The following is a 20074-nucleotide window of genomic DNA, read 5'->3' as shown; positions in this document are numbered from 1 at the left end:
CGGCAACTGACAAATAGCGCGATCAGAACGCCGCCATTTAGCGCGAGCGTTTACACAGGATAAGATCCATACCGTTTCCGGAACCACTTTCTTGTTTCCTCTTCGAAATTGGACTGTGCTGATGAGTTTGAGCGATGGTGGCTTCGCTCATACACTACGCGCTACCAGGCCCCTGCCCGTTTCTTAGGCTTAACGTTGTAGCTCAAGACCCCGGGGGCTCAGCCTCCCTTCTCCGGTTCTTGCCGCTGCGCAAATCCCTCGATCTACCTGCCGCCGTCGTGTGGTCGCACGGCATCATCCAAAGACCTATTTAGGCCGTCATGACTAGCCAATCTTCGCCATAAGGCGCCCCGCCGCCCCCTGCTCTGCCGCGAGATTGCGATTATAAGCGAGCGGCATCCGCGGCGACTTCCACCGCAGCGCGTCCATGATGCCGGCCAAATCCTCCCCGCTGGCGAACAGGTCCTGATTGAGCCCGATCCGCGTCGAGTGCGCACTGATCCCCTTCAGCAACCGCGCCAGATCGTCCGCCGTCAAATCGGGCAGCGCGCCACGGTCGAACGCGCGGCCGATGATCGACCGAAAGATTGGTCCGATCGAGCCCGGGTGCAGCGCCACGGTGCCGATGTCATATTCGACGCGCGCCTTCACCGCCGGCTTGGACAGCGTCTTGCGCAGATCCCACGTCTCCCGGCCCGAGATGCTGTCGATCGGCCGACCGCGCACGGCTGCCCGCGCCTTGTAGCGCCGCACCTGCACCCGCCGGAACAGCGGCCCTGTCGTGATCCCCGCCGCTTCGGTCCACGCCGCGATCGCCGCGACGGTGCGCGGGCTGAGGTAGGCGGTCGCCCCCTCCCCGTCTTGATCGCCCTTATGACGCAGAATCTGCAGCAGCCGCGCTTCGGGATCGATCGCCTCCTCAATATGCTCAATGGCGACCGCCACCAGTTCGGAGGCGCGCAGCCCGGTGTCATAAGCGGCCGATAGCAGCGCCCGATCACGCAGCCCCGGCAGATCCTCGCCACAACTCTCGAGCAGCGCGCGGATGTTGAGCCCCCGCGCCTTGTCGCGCTCGACGTCGCGCACCGGGCCCTTGAACCGCAGCGGCCGCGCCTGCTTCTGCGCAGCCCCCTTCTCGCGGCGCACCGTCTGGAGCCGCAGCTTCACCAGCGGCGCCGGCGTCGGATCCTTGAGCTCGAGCAGCTGGTGGATCTTGGCGATCGACGCCTTGTAGCGGGATAGCGAGGCCGGCCGGCTCCCCTTCCCGGCCCGCGCGTCGAGATAATCGGCCACGGTCTCGGGCGTGGCCGGCAGTGCAATCCGGTTGTTGCGCCTACACCACGCATCGAACGCCTCGACGTCGGACTTGAGCGCACGGATGCTATGGGGCGATGAAGCGGCCTGATAGGCGGCGATCAGGCCCTCGTTGACGGTGATGCGCTCGCCGGCGCGCATCTGCACGATCGTCCACGCAAGGTCGGCCGGCGCCCTGACGGCCGGCAGGACAGCCTCAGGCGGCGCTACGGGGATTTCTGGCCCTTCCCGGGCGGTTTCGGTGCTCACGACGCGCCTCGCTCCTCAGCCGCGCTTGTAGCCCACCTTATAAAGAACGGTCAAATCTGCTTATGTGATAAGTGCAATTATCACATGTTTCTTTAGAGCCATCCGAGCGCTTGTGGAGTTGGCGGCCTTTCACGGCGCATCGCCCATGAAGCCTTTCTACCCGTGGACCGGAGATGCCAACGCCGATCCAGAGAAAAGACATTGTTTTGCTGGATATTTCTGTGGCAGGTGCTCCGCGGCGCCATGTCCCGGGACGGGTTTGCCGATGCCGAGCCACGCTTCGAGGGATGATTCGTCGGCACGAACCGGGCTCCGCAGGAAGACCCCCCTCACCACCTGTCGGCCCAGACGATCATCCGCAACTCGCCAAACTGGCGCGCTGCCCGTGGCGACAACTTGCGAGGCAGCACTGGTGATTGAGCGATGTGGCATGTTCGCCCCAGAACGGGTGTAGCTGGGGTTGGTCCATGGCAGGATCTGGCTGACTGACGATGGAATTATGCCTGCCGAGCCGGGAGTTTCCAGCAGAAGATCGACGGTGGCCACCCCTTTCAGGGAAACCTACCTGAACGACCCCGCTCAACGTGCCCTCTTGCAATCCGGACCAAATCCCTCCACATTGCTCATGCGGACCGGGCCCCTCTGGCGCGGCGTTCTAGCCATAGCGGCAGTGCGCTTCGTGATGTCGGACCGCATCGGTAATGCCGATGTCATGCGGGTCCGGGTCTCTTCCCCTCGTTTCCGACTTTGGCCTCGCGGGCTTCGGCATTCCCGATCGAACGCAACCGTTTCGACAAGGGAACTTTCAATGTCCGATCGTTACTTCCGCCTGATGGAGCGTCACCAGAAGCTGGACGATGCGCTGCGCATCGCACGCGACCCGTTGGATGTGCTGCGGCTGCGCAGCCTCAAGAACGCCGTGAAGGCGCGGCTTGCGGCACTGTTCCTGCGCCGTCCCGAAGCCGCTGGTTTTCCGGCGTCCTTGGCAACAGTCTGACACAGAGGAACGCCCCCGCGGCCCGAGCATTGCCGAGGCAATTGCGGGACGTGCGGGGGCACAAGGAGTCTGACTGATGGAGTTCCTTTTCGCAGACTGGCTGGGCACGCCTGCGTGGTTCTGGCTAGCCTTCCTCGGCCTTGTCGTGGCGCTGACCGCGTTTGACCTTGGCGTCCTCCACAAGGAGGACAAGGCCATGGGCATCGGTGAGTCGCTGAAGCTGACGGCGTTCTACGTCACCATCGCGCTGCTGTTCGGCGCGTGGGTCTGGGCCGAGAAGGGCGCGGACCTGGGGATGAAGTATTACACCGGCTTCTTCATCGAGAAGGCACTGTCGATCGACAATGTCTTCGTGATCAGCCTGATCTTCACGTTCTTCGCCATTCCGCCCAAGTACCAGTACCGTGCCCTGCTGTGGGGCATCGTCGCCGTGATATTCCTGCGCGGCGCGATGATCGCAGGCGGCGCCGCGCTGGTCGAACAGGCCTACTGGGTTCTGTACATCTTTGCCGCGTTCCTGGTGTTCACCGGCATCAAGATGTTCTTCGCCAACGACCATGACCCGGACATCGGCAACAATCCCGCGGTGCGCTGGATCAGCCGCCACATGCGCGTGACCAAGGAGCTGCATGACCAGCACTTCTTCGTGAAGGTGCCGGACGAGAAGACCGGCAAGATGGTCAACGCCGCTACGCCGCTGTTCCTGGCGCTGGTGGTCATCAACCTTGCCGACCTTGTGTTCGCGGTGGATTCGGTCCCGGCGATCTTTGCGATCACGACCGATACCTTCATCGTCTATACCTCGAACATCATGGCGATCCTCGGCCTGCGCGCACTCTATTTTGCGCTGGCTGCGATGATCGACCGCTTCGCCTATCTCAAGTATGCGCTGGCCGCCGTGCTGGTGTTCATCGGCTCGAAGATCTTCGGTGACAAGTTCCCGCCGGTACTCAGCCTTGGCGTCACTTTCGCGCTGATTGCCGGGGGCGTCGCCTATTCGCTGTGGAAGACGCGGGGGCAGCCCCTGCACGATCCGGCCGAGCCGATTGCCTCGGGCACGATCAACTGAGCATGCCCCTCCCCTGACCGGGAGGGGGTTTTGCTTTCAGCTTACCACTGCCGGATCACTTCGAGGAAACGATCGCCATAGGCATCAAGCTTGCGCGAGCCGACACCGCCGATCTGGCCGAGTTCGGTGAGGCTGCCCGGGCGCGTAGCCGCCATCTCGCGCAGCACGGAATCGTGGAAGATGACGTAAGGGGGCACGCCATTTTCGCGCGCGAGATCGCGGCGAAGATTGCGCAGGGCATCGAACAGGGGATCGCCCACAGGGTTCAGTGCCGCCCCTGTACCGCTGCGGCGGCGACCTGAGCGGCCTTCCTTCTTCGGCACGAGGACGAGGGGCACGTCCGCTTCGCCCTTCAGGATGGCGCGGGCATCGCCGCCCAGGGCAAGGCCGCCGTGTTCCGTGGCCACCAAGGCACCCCTTGCCTGCAGGGCGCGGGCGAGCGGGCGCAGCAGGGGGGCTTCATCGCCGGTTACGATGCCGAACACGGAAAGCTGGTCGTGCCCGCGCTGGGTCACGCGATCGTCGGCAACACCCGTGAGAACTTTCTCGATGTAGCCGAAGCCAAACGACTGTCCGGTGCGGTAGACGGCGGAGAGCAGCTTGCGGGCAACCTCGGTAGCATCAGTGACGCGCGGGGCTTCCAGGCAGTTGTCGCAATTGCCGCATGACGGTGGCGGGTTTTCGCCGAAGTGGCGCAGCAGCAGGGCGCGGCGACAGTGCGGGGTTTCGACCAAGGACGCGAGCGCATCGATCCGCGTGCGTTCGCCGGCGCGGCGGTGCTCTTCGACTTCGGCGAGGCGCTGGCGGGCGCGCATGAAGTCTTCTGCGCCCCACAGCATGACTGCCACGGAAGGATCGCCATCGCGCCCGGCACGGCCGGTTTCCTGGTAATAGCTTTCGATCGATTTCGGGCATGCGGCGTGGGCAACGAAGCGCACGTCGGGCTTGTCGATCCCCATGCCGAAGGCGACCGTCGCCACCATGACCATGTCTTCGGAGGCGACGAAGCGCGCCTGATTGTCGGCCCTTACCTGCGGATCGAGCCCGGCGTGATAGGGCAGGACGGGGCGACCGCTGGCCTGCAGCTGCTGGCTGAGCTTTTCCACCTGCGCGCGGGTGGGGGCATAGACGATGCCGGGGCCGGGGTTTTCGGCGATGACCGTCATCAGCTGGCGCAAGGGATTGTCGCGCGCCGTGATGGCGTAGCGGATGTTGGGCCGGTCAAACCCGGCAACGATCAGGCCCTCTTCCGGGATGCCCAGCTGGGTGAGGATGTCGGCGCGGGTGTGGCGGTCAGCAGTGGCAGTCAGCGCGAGGCGCGGCACGTCCGGGAAAGCGTCCATCAGCGGACGCAGGAGGCGGTAATCGGGGCGGAAGTCGTGGCCCCACTCGGAGACGCAGTGCGCCTCGTCGATGGCGAACATGGCGACGCGGCCGCGGATGAGCATCTCGAGGAAATGCGGCTGGCTGGCGCGTTCGGGGGCGACGTAGAGCAGATCGAGATCGCCCGACAGGAACCGGTCGATGGTCTGGCCCCGGTCAATATCTACGCTGGTCAGCGTGGCGGCGCGGATGCCGTTGGCGGTGGCGCTGCGCAGCTGGTCATGCATCAGCGCAATCAGCGGCGAGACGACGACGCAGGTGCCCGGCAGCATGACGGCTGGCAGCTGATAGGTCAGCGACTTGCCCGCGCCGGTGGGCATGACGGCGAGCGTCGAGCGACCCGCCAGCGCGCGCTCGACCACGTCCGCTTGCACGCCGCGAAAGGCGTTGAAGCCGAATATCGCGTGGAGACGATCGAGGATTTCGGATTCCGGGAATGCGGTGTCGGCGATGTTCACGCCAGCGCTATGGCAGATCGTGCGCAGTCATTCCACGCCGGATGCGCCCAAGTTACTCGCCGACGATCACATGCAGGCGGCTTATGCGGCTCGTCACGATCTTCCAGCCGCCTGCCTCCTTGCGGTAGGTTTCGTGGTAGTGGCCCATGCCGTGGAGGAAAGGCTTGCCGTCGGCGTCCCAGATCTGGTCCTCCATGGCGATGACGCCGCGCGCTTCGCTTTCGGAGAGCAGTTCGATTTCGTGGCAGTGGCCGTGGTGGACGGTGCGCAAGGGGGCGACTGCGGCCTCGACGAAGGCGGCGATGGCGTCACCGCCCGCATGCGTCCAGTTCTCCGCGTCCTCAGCGGGTTCGATGGAGAGCGAGCAGGAGGCATCGAACACCGCGTCGTCGGCAAAGACAGCACGCAGGCCAGTGTAGTCCTTGGTGTCCATGCAGCGGAAATAGCGCGCCTTGAGCTGCTTGATTTCCTCGATGGCGATCAGGCGGGTGACGGGGTCGATGACGGACATGCAGGGCCTCTCCGGTATTTTGCGACAGGAGAAGCGAGATTGCGCGCCTGCGCCACTCTTACTTGTGCGAGACTTCGGCGGCCGAAAGATCGACCAGCCATTGTGGGGGCTGGCCAGTTCGCGCCCAGTCTATGCCCCAGGCGAACGTGGCATAGAGCGCAGCGGAGGTTAGCAGGGCCATCGTGAACCAGTATCCCGGGCCATAGGCAGTGACGCGCTGCGGATCATCGCGGCGGTACCAGATGCGGAACACGCTGGAGGGCTTCCACGACCGCTGCACCTGCCGACCGACCATGGCATGAACGCGGGTGCCCTCGGCTGTTTCGAAGACGACCTCGTCCTCGATCCAGCGCTTGCCCTCGCCATCGCGGATGTCGAAGCCGCGCAGGGTGCCGATCGATTGCTGCAGGTGGACGAAGTCGTCCAGCCGCTCGAGATCGCTGTAGCCGCCGCGCCAGACATGGGCGACGGCGACCTGCGAGCCAGTGAGCAGCGTGACGCCGTGGTACAGGCACCAGCACATGCCGAGCACGAGTGCGGCAACGCCAGCCATGAGAAGATCGACGGGTTCCATGCCGCCGATCCTATCGCGCCGGCGTTAATGGAGCGTTGGCTTGGCCAGCGCCTTCAGCCTGGGGGTGACCAGCGGGACGGTCAGCATCGTGCTCATCACCGCCATCAGCAGCAAGGCGGTGAAGGTCTCGTTGGTGACGATGCCCTTGTCGAGCAGGACATTGACGAAGATGATCATGATCAGCGCCTTGGTCTGCAGCAGCCAGCCGATGATCGAGGCCTCGCCCCTGGCCCAGCCGAGCAGGCGTCCGGCGATGCGCACGCCGACAAGCTTGCCCGCGACCGAGGCGACGAGGAACAGGAAGGCGGCGCCAAACACGGCAAGGCCGCCGACGTCCCACTTGGTGCGCAGACCCGTCGAGAGGAAGAACACCGGCATGACGGCAAGCAACAGGAACTGGCGGAAGCCGTCGAGCCGCTCGCGCGTGAACCACTGCGCATCGAGCACCGCCCCTGCTAGAAACGCGCCGACCATGAAGTGCAGGCCGGACCAGTCCGCGGCAAAGCCGACCATGGCAAGCCAGATCAGCGAGACGTACCAGCGATCGTTCTCGGACAGGCGGCGGAACAGGGCCCGCACGGCCCACGAGGCCACGGCGAAGGTCGCAAGGAAGATGCCCTGACGCCCGACGCGCTCCCAATCGACCAAGATCAGCGCGAGGACGCCCCAGATCGCCACGTCATCAAGGCTGGCGTAGCGCAGGATGCGCTGGCCCAAGGGTTCGCGGAAGATACCGAGCTTTTCCATCAGCAGGACGAGGATCGGCAGCGCGGTGACGGCGCAGGCCATGCCGATGCCGAGGACGACTTGCGCATAGCTGCCCTTGGGGCCGATCCAGCCCGGCGTCTGCAGGAGCAATGCGGCAGCAGCCGCGCCGAACAGCAGCGGCGTGATCAGTGCGCCCGCAGCGGTGATTGCGGTTTCGCGGCGATTGGCCCAGGCATCGGTCAGGTCAAGCTCAAGCCCCGCCGCGAAGACGAACATCATCACCGCCCACCAGGCGATGCCGTTCAGCGAACCGATGACCTGCGGGTTGAAGACGAAGGCGTAATAGTCAGGAAATGCCGCACCCAGCACGCCTGGACCAAGCAGGATGCCCCCGATGATCTGCACGACGACGAGCGGCGCCCAGTAGTCGGTTCGCAGCAGGCGCCAGACCAGATAGGGTACGGCGAGGATGATCGTCAGCGCGATCAGGAACACTTCCGTCGTGCCCATCGCGGGCGCAATTGCCGTCACCGTCTATCCCCCGAGTTGCCGTCGTCTATGCAAGGATGCGGCGGCTTGTCCAACTGATCTCAAGGGCCATATCCTGCCTGGAGGAGTTGGCCCATGACCTTTGACCTCGGCAAGGCCCTGTTGCGCAAGGAAGAATACGAATCCGCAAGGCTGACGGAGTTCGAATTTGCGGAGATGGTGCGGGCCCTGAAGGCCTTGGCGGCGGAGCTTGCCGTGCCAGTCGAGCCGATGCTGGGGGTGCTTGCCGAACGCGGGCTCGGCGTAGCGCTCAGTCACCTTGCACAACTGGCCGGGCGCGATGTCGAGGCCGACTACCTGCGCTGCCGGGCGAATGCGCGGGCAAAGCTGATCGAGGAGCGTGGCGATCCGTCTCCGGTAAGACTCGGCTGACAGGAATCTTACCGCTTAACCATTGCGCGGTTCCGGCAAGGTGCGCTGCGGTCGGTTAAGCGAGAGTTTGCCGAGGCCTGACAGCTTCTCCTCATGGCGGGTTGGTCCGCCGCGAGAGGAGAATGGTCATGGGCTTCGAGATGCGCGACAGCTTCGTTCGCCGCGAGGAATGCAAGGCGGCGTGGGAAAGCGAAGTGGAGTTCGCCGAGATGGCGCGCGTGCTCAAGACATTGGCGGCTGAACTGGGACAGGACACCGACGCCGCGCTGGGAGAACTCGCCGCGCATGGCCTGGGCGCGGCGCTGGGTATTATGGGAGGACAAGCCGAAGGTTCGGACATTGAGGCCGACTACCTGAGGCGGCGGGCAATGGCGCGGGTGGCGGCAAGCCGCTTGCAGTAACCCGTTCATCCACATAGCCGCCTCCGATGCGGACAATCGATCCGCTTGACGCACTCCAGCGACACTGACGAGGCTTTTCCCAAGCGAGCCGAGCCGGGCATTTTGGCGTGCATAGGGCGGCTGCGGGTTGCGTACGAACGGCGGATCTGCCCTTGTGGCGGTTCTTGGCTGGATGCGCGACGCAGAGGAACGCGCGCGGATAGCATGCGCCATGCAGCCTCCCGCCTTCGCTATCGAGCGCGGCATCGAACATGGCGGTCAAGGACAAGGCGCGCCGGGAGGCGCGGCGGCGTGGATATCGGGAAGCTTCAAGGCCGAGACCCGGGTGGAGATCTGTGTGGTCTCCAGGCTTTCGTGGCCGGGCATCGTAGCACCTGAAGGCCCTCCGCCAACATGAACCCCTGTCGCTCGGGCCCGATCCCTGCCGTCACCAAACCTGACTTGCGGCTCCACTCTAGGACAGTGATGCCGTCCGCCGGGCAAGGATTTTCCTAGCCTCTATGCCACAGGGGCACCTGAAAACGAAGGCATTGCGCCAGACATCATCGTGCTGCGGCCCGCGCAATTTCCGTAAGGCCCTGAGCCAGCGCCAGTTCCCCGTTCCTGTTGTCGGCAATCAGCACGCGATGCAGCTGAACGAGTCTTTGGCACAGGCGGACTAGCCGCGGACCGCGCCAGCGCTTGAGCTGCTGGGTCAGGTCGGCGCGGTCACGGAAAAACACCCGACGCGCATCGCTTTCCTGTTGCATGAAAGCATTTACGTCTCCGCGTTCCCCAAGCCGACCAGCGAGTTGGACCAACTGCCCGGCGCGGCGTTCAAGTGCGAGGACCAGCCCGACCGGGTTCATGCCCTGTTCGCGCATGCGGGATAGCTCGGCGGGAATGCGCCGCACCTCACCGCCAAGAACGGCGTTGACCAACGGCATCATGCCGTCGTCCTCGCTGACGGCGCAGACTTCGTCGAGGTCAGCCGCCGTCGCTGTTCGCGGCGCCTGCGGGCTGGCATCGAGATAGAGAGCGATCTTTTCAAGCTCGCTTCGGGCCATGCGCGTATCGAGCGCAGTCGCGCGCGCGACTCGCTCCGACAGCTCGTCCGTCATGCGCACACCCATCGCATCGGCCGAACTCCGGATCGCACTGGCGACCGATTTGAGGTCTGGCGGATGGAACATGCCGACCAGCGCATCGGCGCGGCTTTCCAGCAATTTCGCAATGCGCGACTTGTCCGTGGCCGAACTGGCGACGATCAGGACAGGCCAGCCGTCGACAGGGCTTTGCAGCAGGGTTTCGACGGCGTCGTGCGCATCGTCGCCGGTCGCCCGGACATGGATGATCCGCCTGTCGCCGAACAGCGAAACCGAGCGCGCCTCGTCGGCGAGGCGCACCGGGTCGCGCTTGAGTTCGGCTCCGCTCAGATCGACCTTCTCGGCCTCGCCCAACATGCCTGCGATCTTCGCGGCGGCATCGCTGGCACCGGATTCATCCGGCCCGCAGAAATAGAAGATGCGGCAGTCATTTACCGCGCGCGCCGCACTTGCCGAAAAGTTTTTCTGGGTAACCTTCACGCCCCGTCTCAGGAGCGCTTGCGCAGGCGGACCGAGACGCGTGTGACGATCTGGTCGGCCACTTCCTGTGACAGGTTTTCAAGCGCCGTCTGTTCGGCCGCGATCACCGCGTATTCGCTGTTGACCACGTCGAACCCGGCGTCCGATCCCGCGGTCGCATCAAGGACGACCTCACCGTTCTGCGTGTCAACCAGCTGGTAGCGGGCGCGCAGGGTACGGCGTTCGCGCGTGATGGCGTCGTTGGAAAGCTGGCCAAGCCCCTCCACGCGATCGTCCAGCCGGACATCAAGACGATAGCGGGCGCCGGTCCCTGCCGCGCCAGCGCCCAATCGGTCGACAAGCGCATTGCGGACAAGCCAGCCGGACTGCCCCTCGATCGGCGAGATGGTGACGTCGGCAAGCGCCCGCGCCACCTCGCCCTTGCCGCCGCCTGCGTACATTGGCTGCAGACCGCAACCGGAGAGCAGCGCAAGCGGCGCGAGAATCCGGACGAGGCGCTCAGGCGACAAGATTCACCAGACGGTCAGGCACGACGATCACCTTCTTCACTTCCGCCCCTTCAAGTGCACGCTGCACTTTCTCGGAAGCGAGGGCAAGGCGTTCGAGGTCTTCCTTCGGCGTCCCCTTGGCCACAGTCAGGGTATCGCGAAGCTTGCCCTTGACCTGGATGGCAACGGTGACTTCATCATCGACCAGCAATGCCGGATCGACTTCGGGCCAGGCCTCGTCGGCGATCAAGCCGGTACCGAAGCGCGCATGCGCTTCTTCGGCAAGATGCGGCATCATCGGCGCGACGAGCAGCAGGACCTTCCTGATCGCGGCGGAGCGGCTGGCCGAAGGCGCAGCCTTTTCAATCGCGCCGGTCAGTTCGTAGATCCGCGCCACGGCCTTGTTGAAGCCCAATGCCTCGATGTCGGAGGCAACCGCGTGGACGGTCTGGTGCGCCTTGCGGTCCAGCGCCTTGTCTTCACCCACTGCGGCAGCGTCGTACTGGCCGAACAGGCGCCACAAACGCTGAACGAAGCGTGCGCAACCCTCGATCCCGGCTTCCGACCACGGCAGGTCGCGCTCGGGCGGAGAATCCGACAGCATGAACCAGCGGATCGCGTCAGCACCGTACTTTGCTACGATCTCGTCCGGGTCCACGACGTTCTTCTTGGACTTGGACATCTTGATGACCCGGCCGACCTCGACCGGCGCACCGTCAGCTTTCAGCGTTGCGCCATCACTGCTGCGTTCAACTTCGGTGGGCGAGTAGAACACCGGCTGACCATTCTCGGGATTCCGGCGCTCGTATGTCTCGTGCGTGACCATGCCTTGGGTGAACAGGCTGCCGAACGGTTCCGTCACCTCGATCTTGCCGATGCGGGCGAGCGCACGGGTCCAGAAGCGCGCGTAAAGCAAGTGCAGGATCGCATGCTCGATCCCGCCAATGTACTGCTCCACCGGCATCCAGCGGTTGATTTCTTCGGGATCGAACGGGCGATCTTCCGGCTGGCTGGCAAAGCGCAGGAAGTACCACGACGAATCGACGAAAGTGTCGAGCGTATCGGTCTCGCGCCGGGCGGGATGGCCGCATTGCGGGCAATCGACATGCTTCCACGTCGGATGCCGGTCAAGCGGGTTGCCGGGCACGTCGAAGCTGACATCCTCGGGCAAGGTCACGGGCAGCTGCTTCTTGGGCACCGGCACAACGCCACACACCTCGCAGTGCACGAACGGGATCGGCGTTCCCCAATAGCGCTGGCGCGAGACGCCCCAGTCGCGCAGGCGCCACACCGTCTTGCCTTCGCCCCAGCCTTCGCTCTGTGCGCGGCCGATGACCGCAGCCTTGGCCTCGGCGACGTTCATGCCATTGAGGAAGTCGGAGTTGACCAGAACGCCGTCGCCGGCCTCGGCTTCACCGGCAAAAGGCTTGTCGGCATCTGCCGGATCGGAGGCAACCACCCGGAGGATCGGCAGGCCGTATTTGGTGGCGAAATCAAAGTCGCGCTGGTCGTGCCCCGGCACGGCCATGATCGCACCGGTGCCGTATTCCATCAGCACGAAGTTGGCGATGTAGACCGGCAGGTACTTGCCCGTCAGCGGGTGCTTCGCGCCGATGCCGGTGTCGAAGCCCAGCTTCTCGGCCGTTTCCAGTTCGGCGGCGGTGGTGCCGCCCTTCTTGCACAGCGCGATGAAATTGGCTGCTTCGCAGTTTACCGCCGCGACACCCTGCGCGATCGGATGGTCCGCAGCGACGGCAACGAAGCTTGCGCCGAAGATCGTGTCGGGGCGGGTGGTGTAGACCTCCACGCTCTCGCCATTGGAAAGGTCGAAGCGGAACTGCAGGCCCTGGCTCTTGCCGATCCAGTTCTCCTGCATCACGCGGACCTTCTCGGGCCACTTGTCGAGCGTCGAGAGGCCTTCGAGCAATTCGTCGGCAAAGTCGGTGATCTTGAGGAACCACTGGTTGAGCTTGCGCTTTTCGACCAGAGCGCCCGAACGCCAGCCGCGTCCGTCGATCACCTGCTCGTTGGCCAGCACGGTCATGTCGACCGGGTCCCAGTTGACCGTCGATTCCTTGCGGTAGACCAGGCCGGCTGCGAAGAGGTCGAGGAAAAGTGACTGTTCGTGGCCGTAATACTCCGGCTCGCAGGTCGCGATCTCGCGGCTCCAGTCGAGCGCGAAGCCAAGGCGCTTCAGCTGCGCCTTCATGTTGGCGATGTTGTCGCGCGTCCAGCCACCGGGGTGGACGCCCTTTTCCATGGCGGCGTTTTCCGCCGGCATGCCGAAGGCGTCCCACCCCATCGGGTGCAGCACCTCGAATCCGCGCATCCGCTTGTAGCGCGCCAGTACGTCGCCCATCGTGTAATTGCGCACGTGGCCGATGTGGATGCGGCCCGAGGGATAGGGAAACATCTCCAGCACGTAGCTGCGAGGCTTGGTGCTGGAATCGTCGGCGCGGAACGACTGGCGGCTGTCCCACACCTGCTGCCAGCGGGTGTCGGCGATTGCGGGATCGAAGCGCTCAGGAGCAGAGCTGGCGGGAGCAGTGTTCTCGGTCATGCGCGCTCCTCTAGGGAGCGCTGGCGCGACACGCAAGATTCGCCTCTCGGCAGATCAGGCCGGCCCTTTGCTCTGGACCGGCGCCTTATCCCGTGATTGCGGCGCGGCGCAGATCGCGCGCCTTGCTCAGGATGATGTCTTCGAGCTTCTGCACGGTGGCGGCCTGGACAGGGGCATCAATCCACTGGCCGTTCTGCGAGACCTGACGGCTGGCGGCAACGCGCAGCGCATCGGCGCGCAAGTCCTGGTCGACGATCGAGACAGTCACCTTGACGCGCTCGCCCGGGTTCTTGGGGTTGGCATACCAATCGGTCACGATCACGCCGCCGTTGCTGTCAGTCTGCAGCAGAGGCATGAACGAAAGCGCATCGAGCGTTGCGCGCCACAGGTAGGCGTTGGCGCCGATCGTGGTCACCTGGCTGGCGGCGAGATCCGCCCGCGGGCGCTCCTTCTTGCCGCAGGCGGTGACAGCCAGGGCCATGGTCCCGATCATCAGCCCACGAAGAATCAGCTTGCGGGTGCTCTGCGCGGTCTTGACGGTCATGGTCACTACGAAACAGTCCTTGGCTTGCGGGCATGCCGTTTCCGGGCATTGCCGCAGGTTTGCGCGCATGTGAACGCGCGTGATCGAAAGAGCCTCTATCACCGGCGCGCGCCATGCGGCAAGCACGATGAACGAGGCACGAAATTGCGTGGCCAAATGGTCAAGGCCCGCGTGAACCGTGACTGAACATCACATGTCCTGCACAGCGGCAAAGCGCAGTCGCTTGCCAGGCACCTGTGGATATTGCGCCACACCTCACAAGGAAGAGTCTTCCGCCGCTACTTCTATCTGGTGTGGGACTGGAAACCTTCACGCATTAGAGGTATTGCACAGAACAGTCCGAGTGGTGCGCGGAGTCGTTATGACGGCAAGCCGCTCTCGGTAGCATAATGGGGCGGATTACAGCCCGGGTTGGGGTAGAACGGACGTATCATGGTCGGCAACGGCAACAGGGCTGCAGGTAAGGGTGCGATGCGCCGCCGCCTGCGCGCGCCTGTGACGCTAGGGCTGGCGGTCGTGGTGGGTCTTGCCCTTTCGCCAACGGTCACCTCGGCTTTCTCCAGCGGTTTCGACATGGCGCCCGTCAGCCTTGCGGCGCGCGGTGGCATCGGTTCTTTCACGCCGGCCTCGGTTGACGAACGCCTTGCTTCGCAAATCACCGTTCGTGCGCTCAAGAACGGCAAGCTGTTCCGCTTCACGCCCACCGGCACCGATACCCGGCCGACTCGCTCGGTTACCGTTGCGGTCCGTGTCGATGCGCTGAATTCGTCGAACTTCGCGGTCCGCACCGCAATGGCCGATACGGCACAGCCGGGGGCTTCGCCGGTCCGCATCGCGCCGATGGCGTTCAACCTCGGCATGGCCCGTGGCTACGCCAGCTTCGCATCGCCAGCTGCCGCACCTTCGCCTTTGCATGACCTGCAGCGGATCGAGATGCCCGATTTGGCCAAGTTCAAGGCTTCCGGCCCGGCGTCGACGCCCAGCCGCTTTGCGCCCCGGATCGAAGCCGAAGGCCGCGATCAGGCTGGTCGCGCGCCGCGCACTCTTGAGGGCCAGGGCGATTACCAACTGGACCTTGGCGGCAGCTATCGCCTGACCAAGAACCTGAACGTCACCGCGGGCGTGCGTTACTCGCCCGAGCGTGATCGCCTGCGTCCGCTGACCGATGGCAAGCAGGACAATCAGGCCGTCTATGTCGGGACGCAGTTCCGCTTCTGATCGCGGTCAGCATCTGACACTATTAGCTTCATTGCTGCAGCAATTCTGCGCTGTGTTTCCTCGTTCTTTTGCAGCATTTACGTATTCGGCAACTTGTCGCATCTCCGTCATGAACCTACCCTACCCGCGAGAGGGAACAATGGAGGGTAAAGCATGTCGCGAGTTGCAGTGGTTACCGGCGGTACGCGCGGAATCGGTCAGGCGATCTGCCTGGCACTAAAGGCGCAAGGGCGCACGGTTGTCGCCAACTATGCAGGAAACGAGGAAAAGGCCCGCGCCTTCACCGCGGAAACCGGAATTCCCACCTACCGCTTTGACGTGGGCGATCATGAAGCCACGATCAAGGGCTGCGCACAGATCGCCGCCGAAGTCGGTGAGATCGACATCGTCGTCAACAATGCCGGCATCACGCGCGATGGCGTGCTCCACAAGATGAGCTTCGATGACTGGAACGAGGTGATGCGCATCAACCTCGGCGGGTGCTTCAACATGGCCAAGGCCACGTTCCCCGGCATGCGCGAGCGCGGCTGGGGCCGCATCGTCAACATCGGTTCGATCAACGGCCAGGCCGGGCAGTACGGCCAGGTCAACTATGCCGCTGCGAAGTCCGGCATCCACGGTTTCACCAAGGCTCTGGCGCAGGAAGGCGCCAAGTACGGCGTGACCGTCAACGCAATCGCGCCGGGCTACATCGACACCGACATGGTTGCCGCCGTGCCGGCGCCGGTGCTGGAAAAGATCGTTGCCAAGATCCCGGTGGGCCGGCTCGGCCACGCAGAGGAAATTGCTCGTGGCGTCGCCTTCCTCACGGCGGACGAGGGCGGTTTCGTCACTGGCTCGACCATGTCGCTCAACGGCGGCCAGCACATGTACTGATGCGCAAAGGCCCCGCCTCACGCAGAGGGCGGGGCCTTTGCCTGCTTACTCGACGGTTATGGCAGTCACCTTCCAGCCGCCGTCTTCCGACGCCATTTGCAGCGTTTCGGTCACTTCCCCCGCCTTCGCGTAACGCGCCTTGAAGGTCACGGTCCAATAGCCATTGGGCGGTGCAGGCGTGAAATCGACCTTCTCGAGCCTGCGCGTGATCGGCTTGCCGACGCGGCCCCGCACGCCCTCGGAGGCCTTAGCCCACCAGTCCACGGTGTTGAGCAACTGGAACGACTTGTGCGTTGCCTGCCAGCTTGCGGCCCAGTCATCACGGTCAACCAAGGCAAGGAACGCCTCGGCGGAGCACAGCCAATCAATGGGTCCTGAGCCCAGGTATTCCAAAACCGCGGCGAATCAGATACCTGTCTGACATTGCACCTGCACACTGGAGCGGAGGTGACGCTGTCGGACATAGTGACCAGACGCGGTGCGAAGCGCCTGTCCTCGAATGACGGCAAACGCATTCTCCTCGTCGATCTCAACAATTTCGCTTCATTCCCGACGCTTGCTGTGGGGTTGCTGGTCGCATCGCTGCGAAATGCCGGGCATCGCGTTGATCTGCTCGTTCCGCTGGCGTACGACGTCCCAGCCGCAGCGCGCGAAAAGCCGGATCGGTTGCATCATAAATGGATGCGGGCTCTGCACCTCTCGACGACTCCAGGCCTCATCATGTTCCGCAATGCCATGCGATCGGCGTTTTACTGGTATCACAGGCGTCCCCACGAAACGGTGATCCGTGAAGTTGGCCGCGCGTTGGATCAGCGGCCAGACATCCTGTTGCTGTCCGCCTATCTTCAGCATCACGCAACCGTCGTAGAGCTGTGCCGCTTAGCGAAGGAGCGCAGCGTTCCAGTGCTATTGGGCGGCCCAGCCTTCAACTTGAAGGGTACGACTGAAGCGTGGCGCACCATTCCCGGCTTGACCGCAATTTACGGCGGTGAGGCCGATATTGTCGCGCCCGAACTCGTCACCGCCATCCTCGCCGAGCAGGACATGTCCGGGGTTCCCGGCATCACCCTGAGCGACGGGCGGGGCACGCCTGCCGCGCCACCATTTAGAGAATTGGATCGCTCTTCGGTTCCAGATTTCACCGATTTCCCGTGGGATCGCTATCCGGTGCGGATCGTGCCGATCATGACTGGCCGCGGTTGCCAGTGGGGGCGCTGCCTGTTCTGCTCGGACGTCGTTTCTGCAAATGGCAGGACGTTCCGGACACGGAGCGTCGAATCCGTCCTCAATGAAATGCGGGAACAGTCGCGGCGCTGCGCCACAACCAACTTCCTTTTTCTGGACCTCAAGCTCAATTCAAACCCACATCTCTTGCGTGGACTGGTCGAACATGTGCAGACGGCCGTACCGGGCGCTCAGTGGATCGGGACCGTCCATGTCGACCGTCGGCAAGATAATGGCCTGTCCAGAAATGAACTACGCGCTGCGGCTCGAGCCGGAATGCGTCGGGTCAGCTTTGGCCTTGAATCAGGCAGCCAGCATGTGCTCGACCTGATGGATAAGGGCTCATCTGTTGAAGGCAACGAAGCCTTCATTCGTCATGCCAGCGAGGCTGGGATTTCCGTGCGCTGCACAATGTTTCAGGGATTTCCGGGCGAAACCGCCGAAGACCTCTCCATGACCGCCGATTTCCTCGTCCGGAATGAGCGCTACATTGATCGTGTCCGTTTCAATGACTTCTCGATCTTGGAGGATACGCCGATTTGGCACAAGCTGATGGCGGAGGCTAACTCCTATCCCGGGCTATCGATCAAAGGCATCGACAAGCGTCATGCAAAGGCTTCCTACGCCTACACACCTTCGCGCCATCCCGAGTATCGCAGGGCGCGAGCACGAGTGCTTGAAGCAGTCTATGGCATCAACCGCAGACCACTTCGCGATGAGGCGCGCATGTTTGACGGGCTGATGTGACGAACGAGGCAGATCGCTTTGTTCAATCCGATCCGGTGCGCAGGCGGTTACGACGTCTTACGCGCTCGGAACGGATTGAGGAAGCCGTTGCTTTCATCCGTCAGTTTGCTTCCGAAACCGGGCAAAGTTCAGCAGATGCCGATCTCCGTATCCGCGATATTCGTCGCAGCATTCGGCAGAAGGGAACCTATTGGCATAGTCCCGACGAGCTGGTGTTCGGCGCCCGCGTCGCCTGGCGCAATCATGCGCGATGCGTGGGGCGTCTCACGTGGAAATCCCTGCAGGTCAATGATTGCCGGACGATCACGGATTGTGATGAGGTCGTCGATCGAACCCTGATGACTCTGCGCCAGTCCCTTTCCGGCGGCGAGCTGCGATCCGCGATCACCATCTTCGCGCCCGCGACCGTTGCATCCATGCCGCCTACATTCGAAAGTGCGCAGATCTTTCGATACGCAGGCTATATGCTGAATGATGGTGCTGTAATCGGAGATCGAGCGAATATTGAGCTTACGCAGATCGCTCAGCGGCTTGGCTGGATCGCACCGGCGCAACCCACCAACTTCGACCTGTTGCCGCTTATCATGCGGACGGCAGATGGCGTGCGACATGCCTACAACATCCCGTCGGACCTCAGGCATGAAGTACCAATTCATCACAACAGCTTTCCGGGCCTGAGCGACCTTGGGCTACGATGGTATGGGGTGCCGGTCGTCACCAATATGGTGCTGACCATCGGCGGCATCGACTATCCCTGCGCACCGTTCAGTGGGCATTACGTCGCGACGGAAATCGCATCGCGCAATTTCATCGATCCAACGCGCTATGATCTGCTTGACACCATCGCACGCGCCTTCGGCTTCAGTCCCGATAAGCAAGAGCGCTCTCTCTGGAAGGATCACACGCTAACTGAACTGAACCAGGCTGTGCTCGACAGTTTCAGGCAAGCCCGGATCACCATTGCAGATCACCACAGCGTCAGTGATCAGTACGTTACTTTTGCACAGCTGGAACATCGTGCCGGCAGAACGCCCTCAGGCGAGTGGCCCTGGATCGTACCGCCGCAAGCTGCAGCGGCGTGCCCGACATTCCATCTGCCTATGGCGAACATTCAGGCAGTCCCTAACTTTTACGTCAGCCGTCATATTGATGGCGCCAGCCTTGCAATCGACCGGACCAGCCTGCGTGATGGCAAATGGCGGACGCGATATGAGCGGCTGAAGCGGCGCTGGCGCAACTGGCGCAAACGCCGAGACTACATCTGGCAGCGGGCGTGACACCGCCGCGCTTCAGCATCATCATCCCGCATAGGGACGATTCCGTGGGTCTCTCTTGCACCCTCGCGGCGCTTACCCGCCTTGACGCTACGCCATCGTTTGAGGTCATCGTCGTCGACAATCGCTCAGCTTGTGGTGTTGACGGCGTCAAAGTCGTCACTGCCCGGTTCAATCAGCTGGACATAACCTTTGTCGAAGCACCTATTGTAGGAGCAGGACCTGCACGTAACGCTGGCGCGCGCGCGGCGCGAGGTGATTTGATCGCCTTTCTCGATTGCGACTGTCTTCCCGAGCCTGATTGGCTAAGCGTGGCCGAGCGACTGCTTGCTACACCTGGTGCGGTTGTCGGCGGTCCTGTCGAGGTATCAGTAGGCTCGCTACCTGCCGATAAGATCAATCCGGCGCAGCTCTTCGACCTACTGTACGGCTTTGATGTCGCGCGCAGCTTCCGCCTTGATGGCCTTCTGCTTTCCGGCAATCTGTTGACATCGCGAGAGACGTTTTTTCGCGTTGGTGACTTCAGGACGGGCCTCTCGGAGGATCGCGATTGGTGTATACGTGCGCGATCCATGGGCTATCTGCCGACGTTCTCATCCGACCTTGCCGTCATGCATGTCGCACTAGATGACGTGAAGCGCCTGCGCGCACGGTGGGCGCGCGTCGCACGGGAAACGCACGCCTTCCACCGTTTTCATGGTGCGGGCCGATCTGGCGGGCTGCTCTACTGCTTGACGGTTGCTGCCTCGCCCTTGGTGCATGGATGGCGTCTTTTCGGCGCCAAGGCTGCCAGTGCACCTGCGTCCATCCGTTGGCGCACACTGCTCCTGCTGATCAGGATCAGGAGCCAACGAGCTGCAATCGCCGCCTCTCTCCTTGTGAGGGATCTGTTGAACGCCGTCAGAGACGCTCTGTCGGGTGCGTCAAAAGCAGGACCGTGAAGCGTCCCGGGTTTTCCGGAGGCAGTTTCAATTGGGTCATGCCACCATATCG

General features: G+C 63.3%; 19 protein-coding genes. 9 read left to right on the top strand and 10 right to left on the bottom strand.

What is annotated here, in order from left to right:
• Positions 1 to 324 precede the first annotated feature (324 nt).
• On the bottom strand, positions 325 to 1563 hold the full coding sequence (locus tag AX703_RS25940) for a site-specific integrase (protein WP_013039113.1): 1239 nt from the start codon (positions 1561 to 1563) through the stop codon (positions 325 to 327).
• An 808-nt stretch (positions 1564 to 2371) separates the two neighbouring features.
• Here AX703_RS25940 and AX703_RS25935 point away from each other — a divergent pair.
• Both AX703_RS25935 and AX703_RS25930 read left to right on the top strand, forming a co-directional pair.
• Positions 2372 to 2560 carry a hypothetical protein gene (locus AX703_RS25935; RefSeq protein WP_039335347.1) on the top strand — a complete coding sequence of 63 codons (189 nt, stop codon included), beginning with the start codon at positions 2372 to 2374 and terminating at the stop codon, positions 2558 to 2560.
• Between the two features lie 76 nt (positions 2561 to 2636).
• Complete coding sequence (locus AX703_RS25930) at positions 2637 to 3629, top strand: TerC family protein (protein WP_062348357.1); 993 nt, start codon at positions 2637 to 2639, stop codon at positions 3627 to 3629.
• Between the two features lie 41 nt (positions 3630 to 3670).
• Here the strand turns inward: AX703_RS25930 and recQ are convergent, their stop codons facing one another.
• The 4 genes from recQ to AX703_RS25910 are packed head-to-tail and all read right to left on the bottom strand — an operon-like array spanning position 3671 to position 7773.
• On the bottom strand, positions 3671 to 5470 hold the full coding sequence (gene recQ, locus AX703_RS25925) for a DNA helicase RecQ (RefSeq protein ID WP_197423845.1): 1800 nt from the start codon (positions 5468 to 5470) through the stop codon (positions 3671 to 3673).
• A gap of 52 nt (positions 5471 to 5522) precedes the next feature.
• Positions 5523 to 5981 carry a nuclear transport factor 2 family protein gene (locus tag AX703_RS25920; protein ID WP_052242495.1) on the bottom strand — a complete coding sequence of 153 codons (459 nt, stop codon included), beginning with the start codon at positions 5979 to 5981 and terminating at the stop codon, positions 5523 to 5525.
• 58 nt (positions 5982 to 6039) lie between these two features.
• On the bottom strand, positions 6040 to 6555 hold the full coding sequence (locus tag AX703_RS25915) for a hypothetical protein (protein WP_062348355.1): 516 nt from the start codon (positions 6553 to 6555) through the stop codon (positions 6040 to 6042).
• 24 nt (positions 6556 to 6579) lie between these two features.
• Positions 6580 to 7773: a cation:proton antiporter gene (locus tag AX703_RS25910; protein ID WP_062348353.1), complete on the bottom strand. Its 1194-nt coding sequence runs from the start codon at positions 7771 to 7773 to the stop codon at positions 6580 to 6582.
• 114 nt (positions 7774 to 7887) lie between these two features.
• Between AX703_RS25910 and AX703_RS25905 the strand changes: the two genes are divergently transcribed.
• Positions 7888 to 8184 (top strand): hypothetical protein, encoded by a 297-nt coding sequence (locus AX703_RS25905; RefSeq protein ID WP_039335340.1) that lies wholly within the window; start codon positions 7888 to 7890, stop codon positions 8182 to 8184.
• Positions 8185 to 8312: 128 nt separating this feature from the next.
• Positions 8313 to 8585 carry a hypothetical protein gene (locus AX703_RS25900; RefSeq protein ID WP_062348366.1) on the top strand — a complete coding sequence of 91 codons (273 nt, stop codon included), beginning with the start codon at positions 8313 to 8315 and terminating at the stop codon, positions 8583 to 8585.
• A gap of 542 nt (positions 8586 to 9127) precedes the next feature.
• Here AX703_RS25900 and holA read toward each other — a convergent pair.
• From holA to AX703_RS25880, 4 genes are all read right to left on the bottom strand, one after another.
• A complete protein-coding gene (gene holA / locus AX703_RS25895; RefSeq protein ID WP_062348351.1) occupies positions 9128 to 10150 on the bottom strand; it encodes a DNA polymerase III subunit delta in 1023 nt (340 codons plus the stop codon).
• A gap of 8 nt (positions 10151 to 10158) precedes the next feature.
• Positions 10159 to 10590 (bottom strand): LPS assembly lipoprotein LptE, encoded by a 432-nt coding sequence (lptE, locus tag AX703_RS25890; RefSeq protein ID WP_174544606.1) that lies wholly within the window; start codon positions 10588 to 10590, stop codon positions 10159 to 10161.
• Between the two features lie 58 nt (positions 10591 to 10648).
• Positions 10649 to 13198: a leucine--tRNA ligase gene (gene leuS / locus AX703_RS25885; RefSeq protein WP_062348349.1), complete on the bottom strand. Its 2550-nt coding sequence runs from the start codon at positions 13196 to 13198 to the stop codon at positions 10649 to 10651.
• Positions 13199 to 13283: 85 nt separating this feature from the next.
• Positions 13284 to 13691: a DUF3576 domain-containing protein gene (locus tag AX703_RS25880; RefSeq protein WP_369821064.1), complete on the bottom strand. Its 408-nt coding sequence runs from the start codon at positions 13689 to 13691 to the stop codon at positions 13284 to 13286.
• A 483-nt stretch (positions 13692 to 14174) separates the two neighbouring features.
• Here AX703_RS25880 and AX703_RS25875 point away from each other — a divergent pair, with 483 nt between their 5' ends.
• Positions 14175 to 14960, top strand: coding sequence for a hypothetical protein (locus tag AX703_RS25875; RefSeq protein ID WP_231735711.1), 786 nt, complete (start codon positions 14175 to 14177; stop codon positions 14958 to 14960).
• Between the two features lie 153 nt (positions 14961 to 15113).
• Entirely contained in the window at positions 15114 to 15836 is a 723-nt protein-coding gene (gene phbB / locus AX703_RS25870; protein ID WP_062348347.1) for an acetoacetyl-CoA reductase, read from the top strand.
• Positions 15837 to 15881: 45 nt separating this feature from the next.
• On the opposite strand, the gene AX703_RS25865 is transcribed toward phbB, so the two are convergent.
• On the bottom strand, positions 15882 to 16229 hold the full coding sequence (locus AX703_RS25865) for a DUF4019 domain-containing protein (protein ID WP_062348344.1): 348 nt from the start codon (positions 16227 to 16229) through the stop codon (positions 15882 to 15884).
• Positions 16230 to 16283: 54 nt separating this feature from the next.
• Here AX703_RS25865 and AX703_RS25860 point away from each other — a divergent pair, with 54 nt between their 5' ends.
• Genes AX703_RS25860 through AX703_RS27070 form a run of 3 tightly spaced genes read left to right on the top strand, consistent with a single transcriptional unit; the run spans position 16284 to position 20022 of the window.
• Positions 16284 to 17807 carry a radical SAM protein gene (locus AX703_RS25860; RefSeq protein ID WP_062348342.1) on the top strand — a complete coding sequence of 508 codons (1524 nt, stop codon included), beginning with the start codon at positions 16284 to 16286 and terminating at the stop codon, positions 17805 to 17807.
• Positions 17804 to 19084, top strand: coding sequence for a nitric oxide synthase oxygenase (locus tag AX703_RS25855; protein WP_052242491.1), 1281 nt, complete (start codon positions 17804 to 17806; stop codon positions 19082 to 19084). The genes AX703_RS25860 and AX703_RS25855 overlap by 4 nt, the downstream gene beginning before the upstream one ends.
• Complete coding sequence (locus AX703_RS27070) at positions 19081 to 20022, top strand: glycosyltransferase family 2 protein (RefSeq protein WP_052242490.1); 942 nt, start codon at positions 19081 to 19083, stop codon at positions 20020 to 20022. Before AX703_RS25855 ends, AX703_RS27070 begins: the two co-directional genes overlap by 4 nt.
• Positions 20023 to 20074: the final 52 nt, after the last annotated feature.

It is taken from the genome of Novosphingobium sp. CCH12-A3 (genome assembly GCF_001556015.1).
Lineage (GTDB): Bacteria > Pseudomonadota > Alphaproteobacteria > Sphingomonadales > Sphingomonadaceae > Novosphingobium > Novosphingobium subterraneum.
Note: the sequence above shows the minus strand (reverse complement) of the source record. Positions and strands in the feature narration are given on the sequence as shown.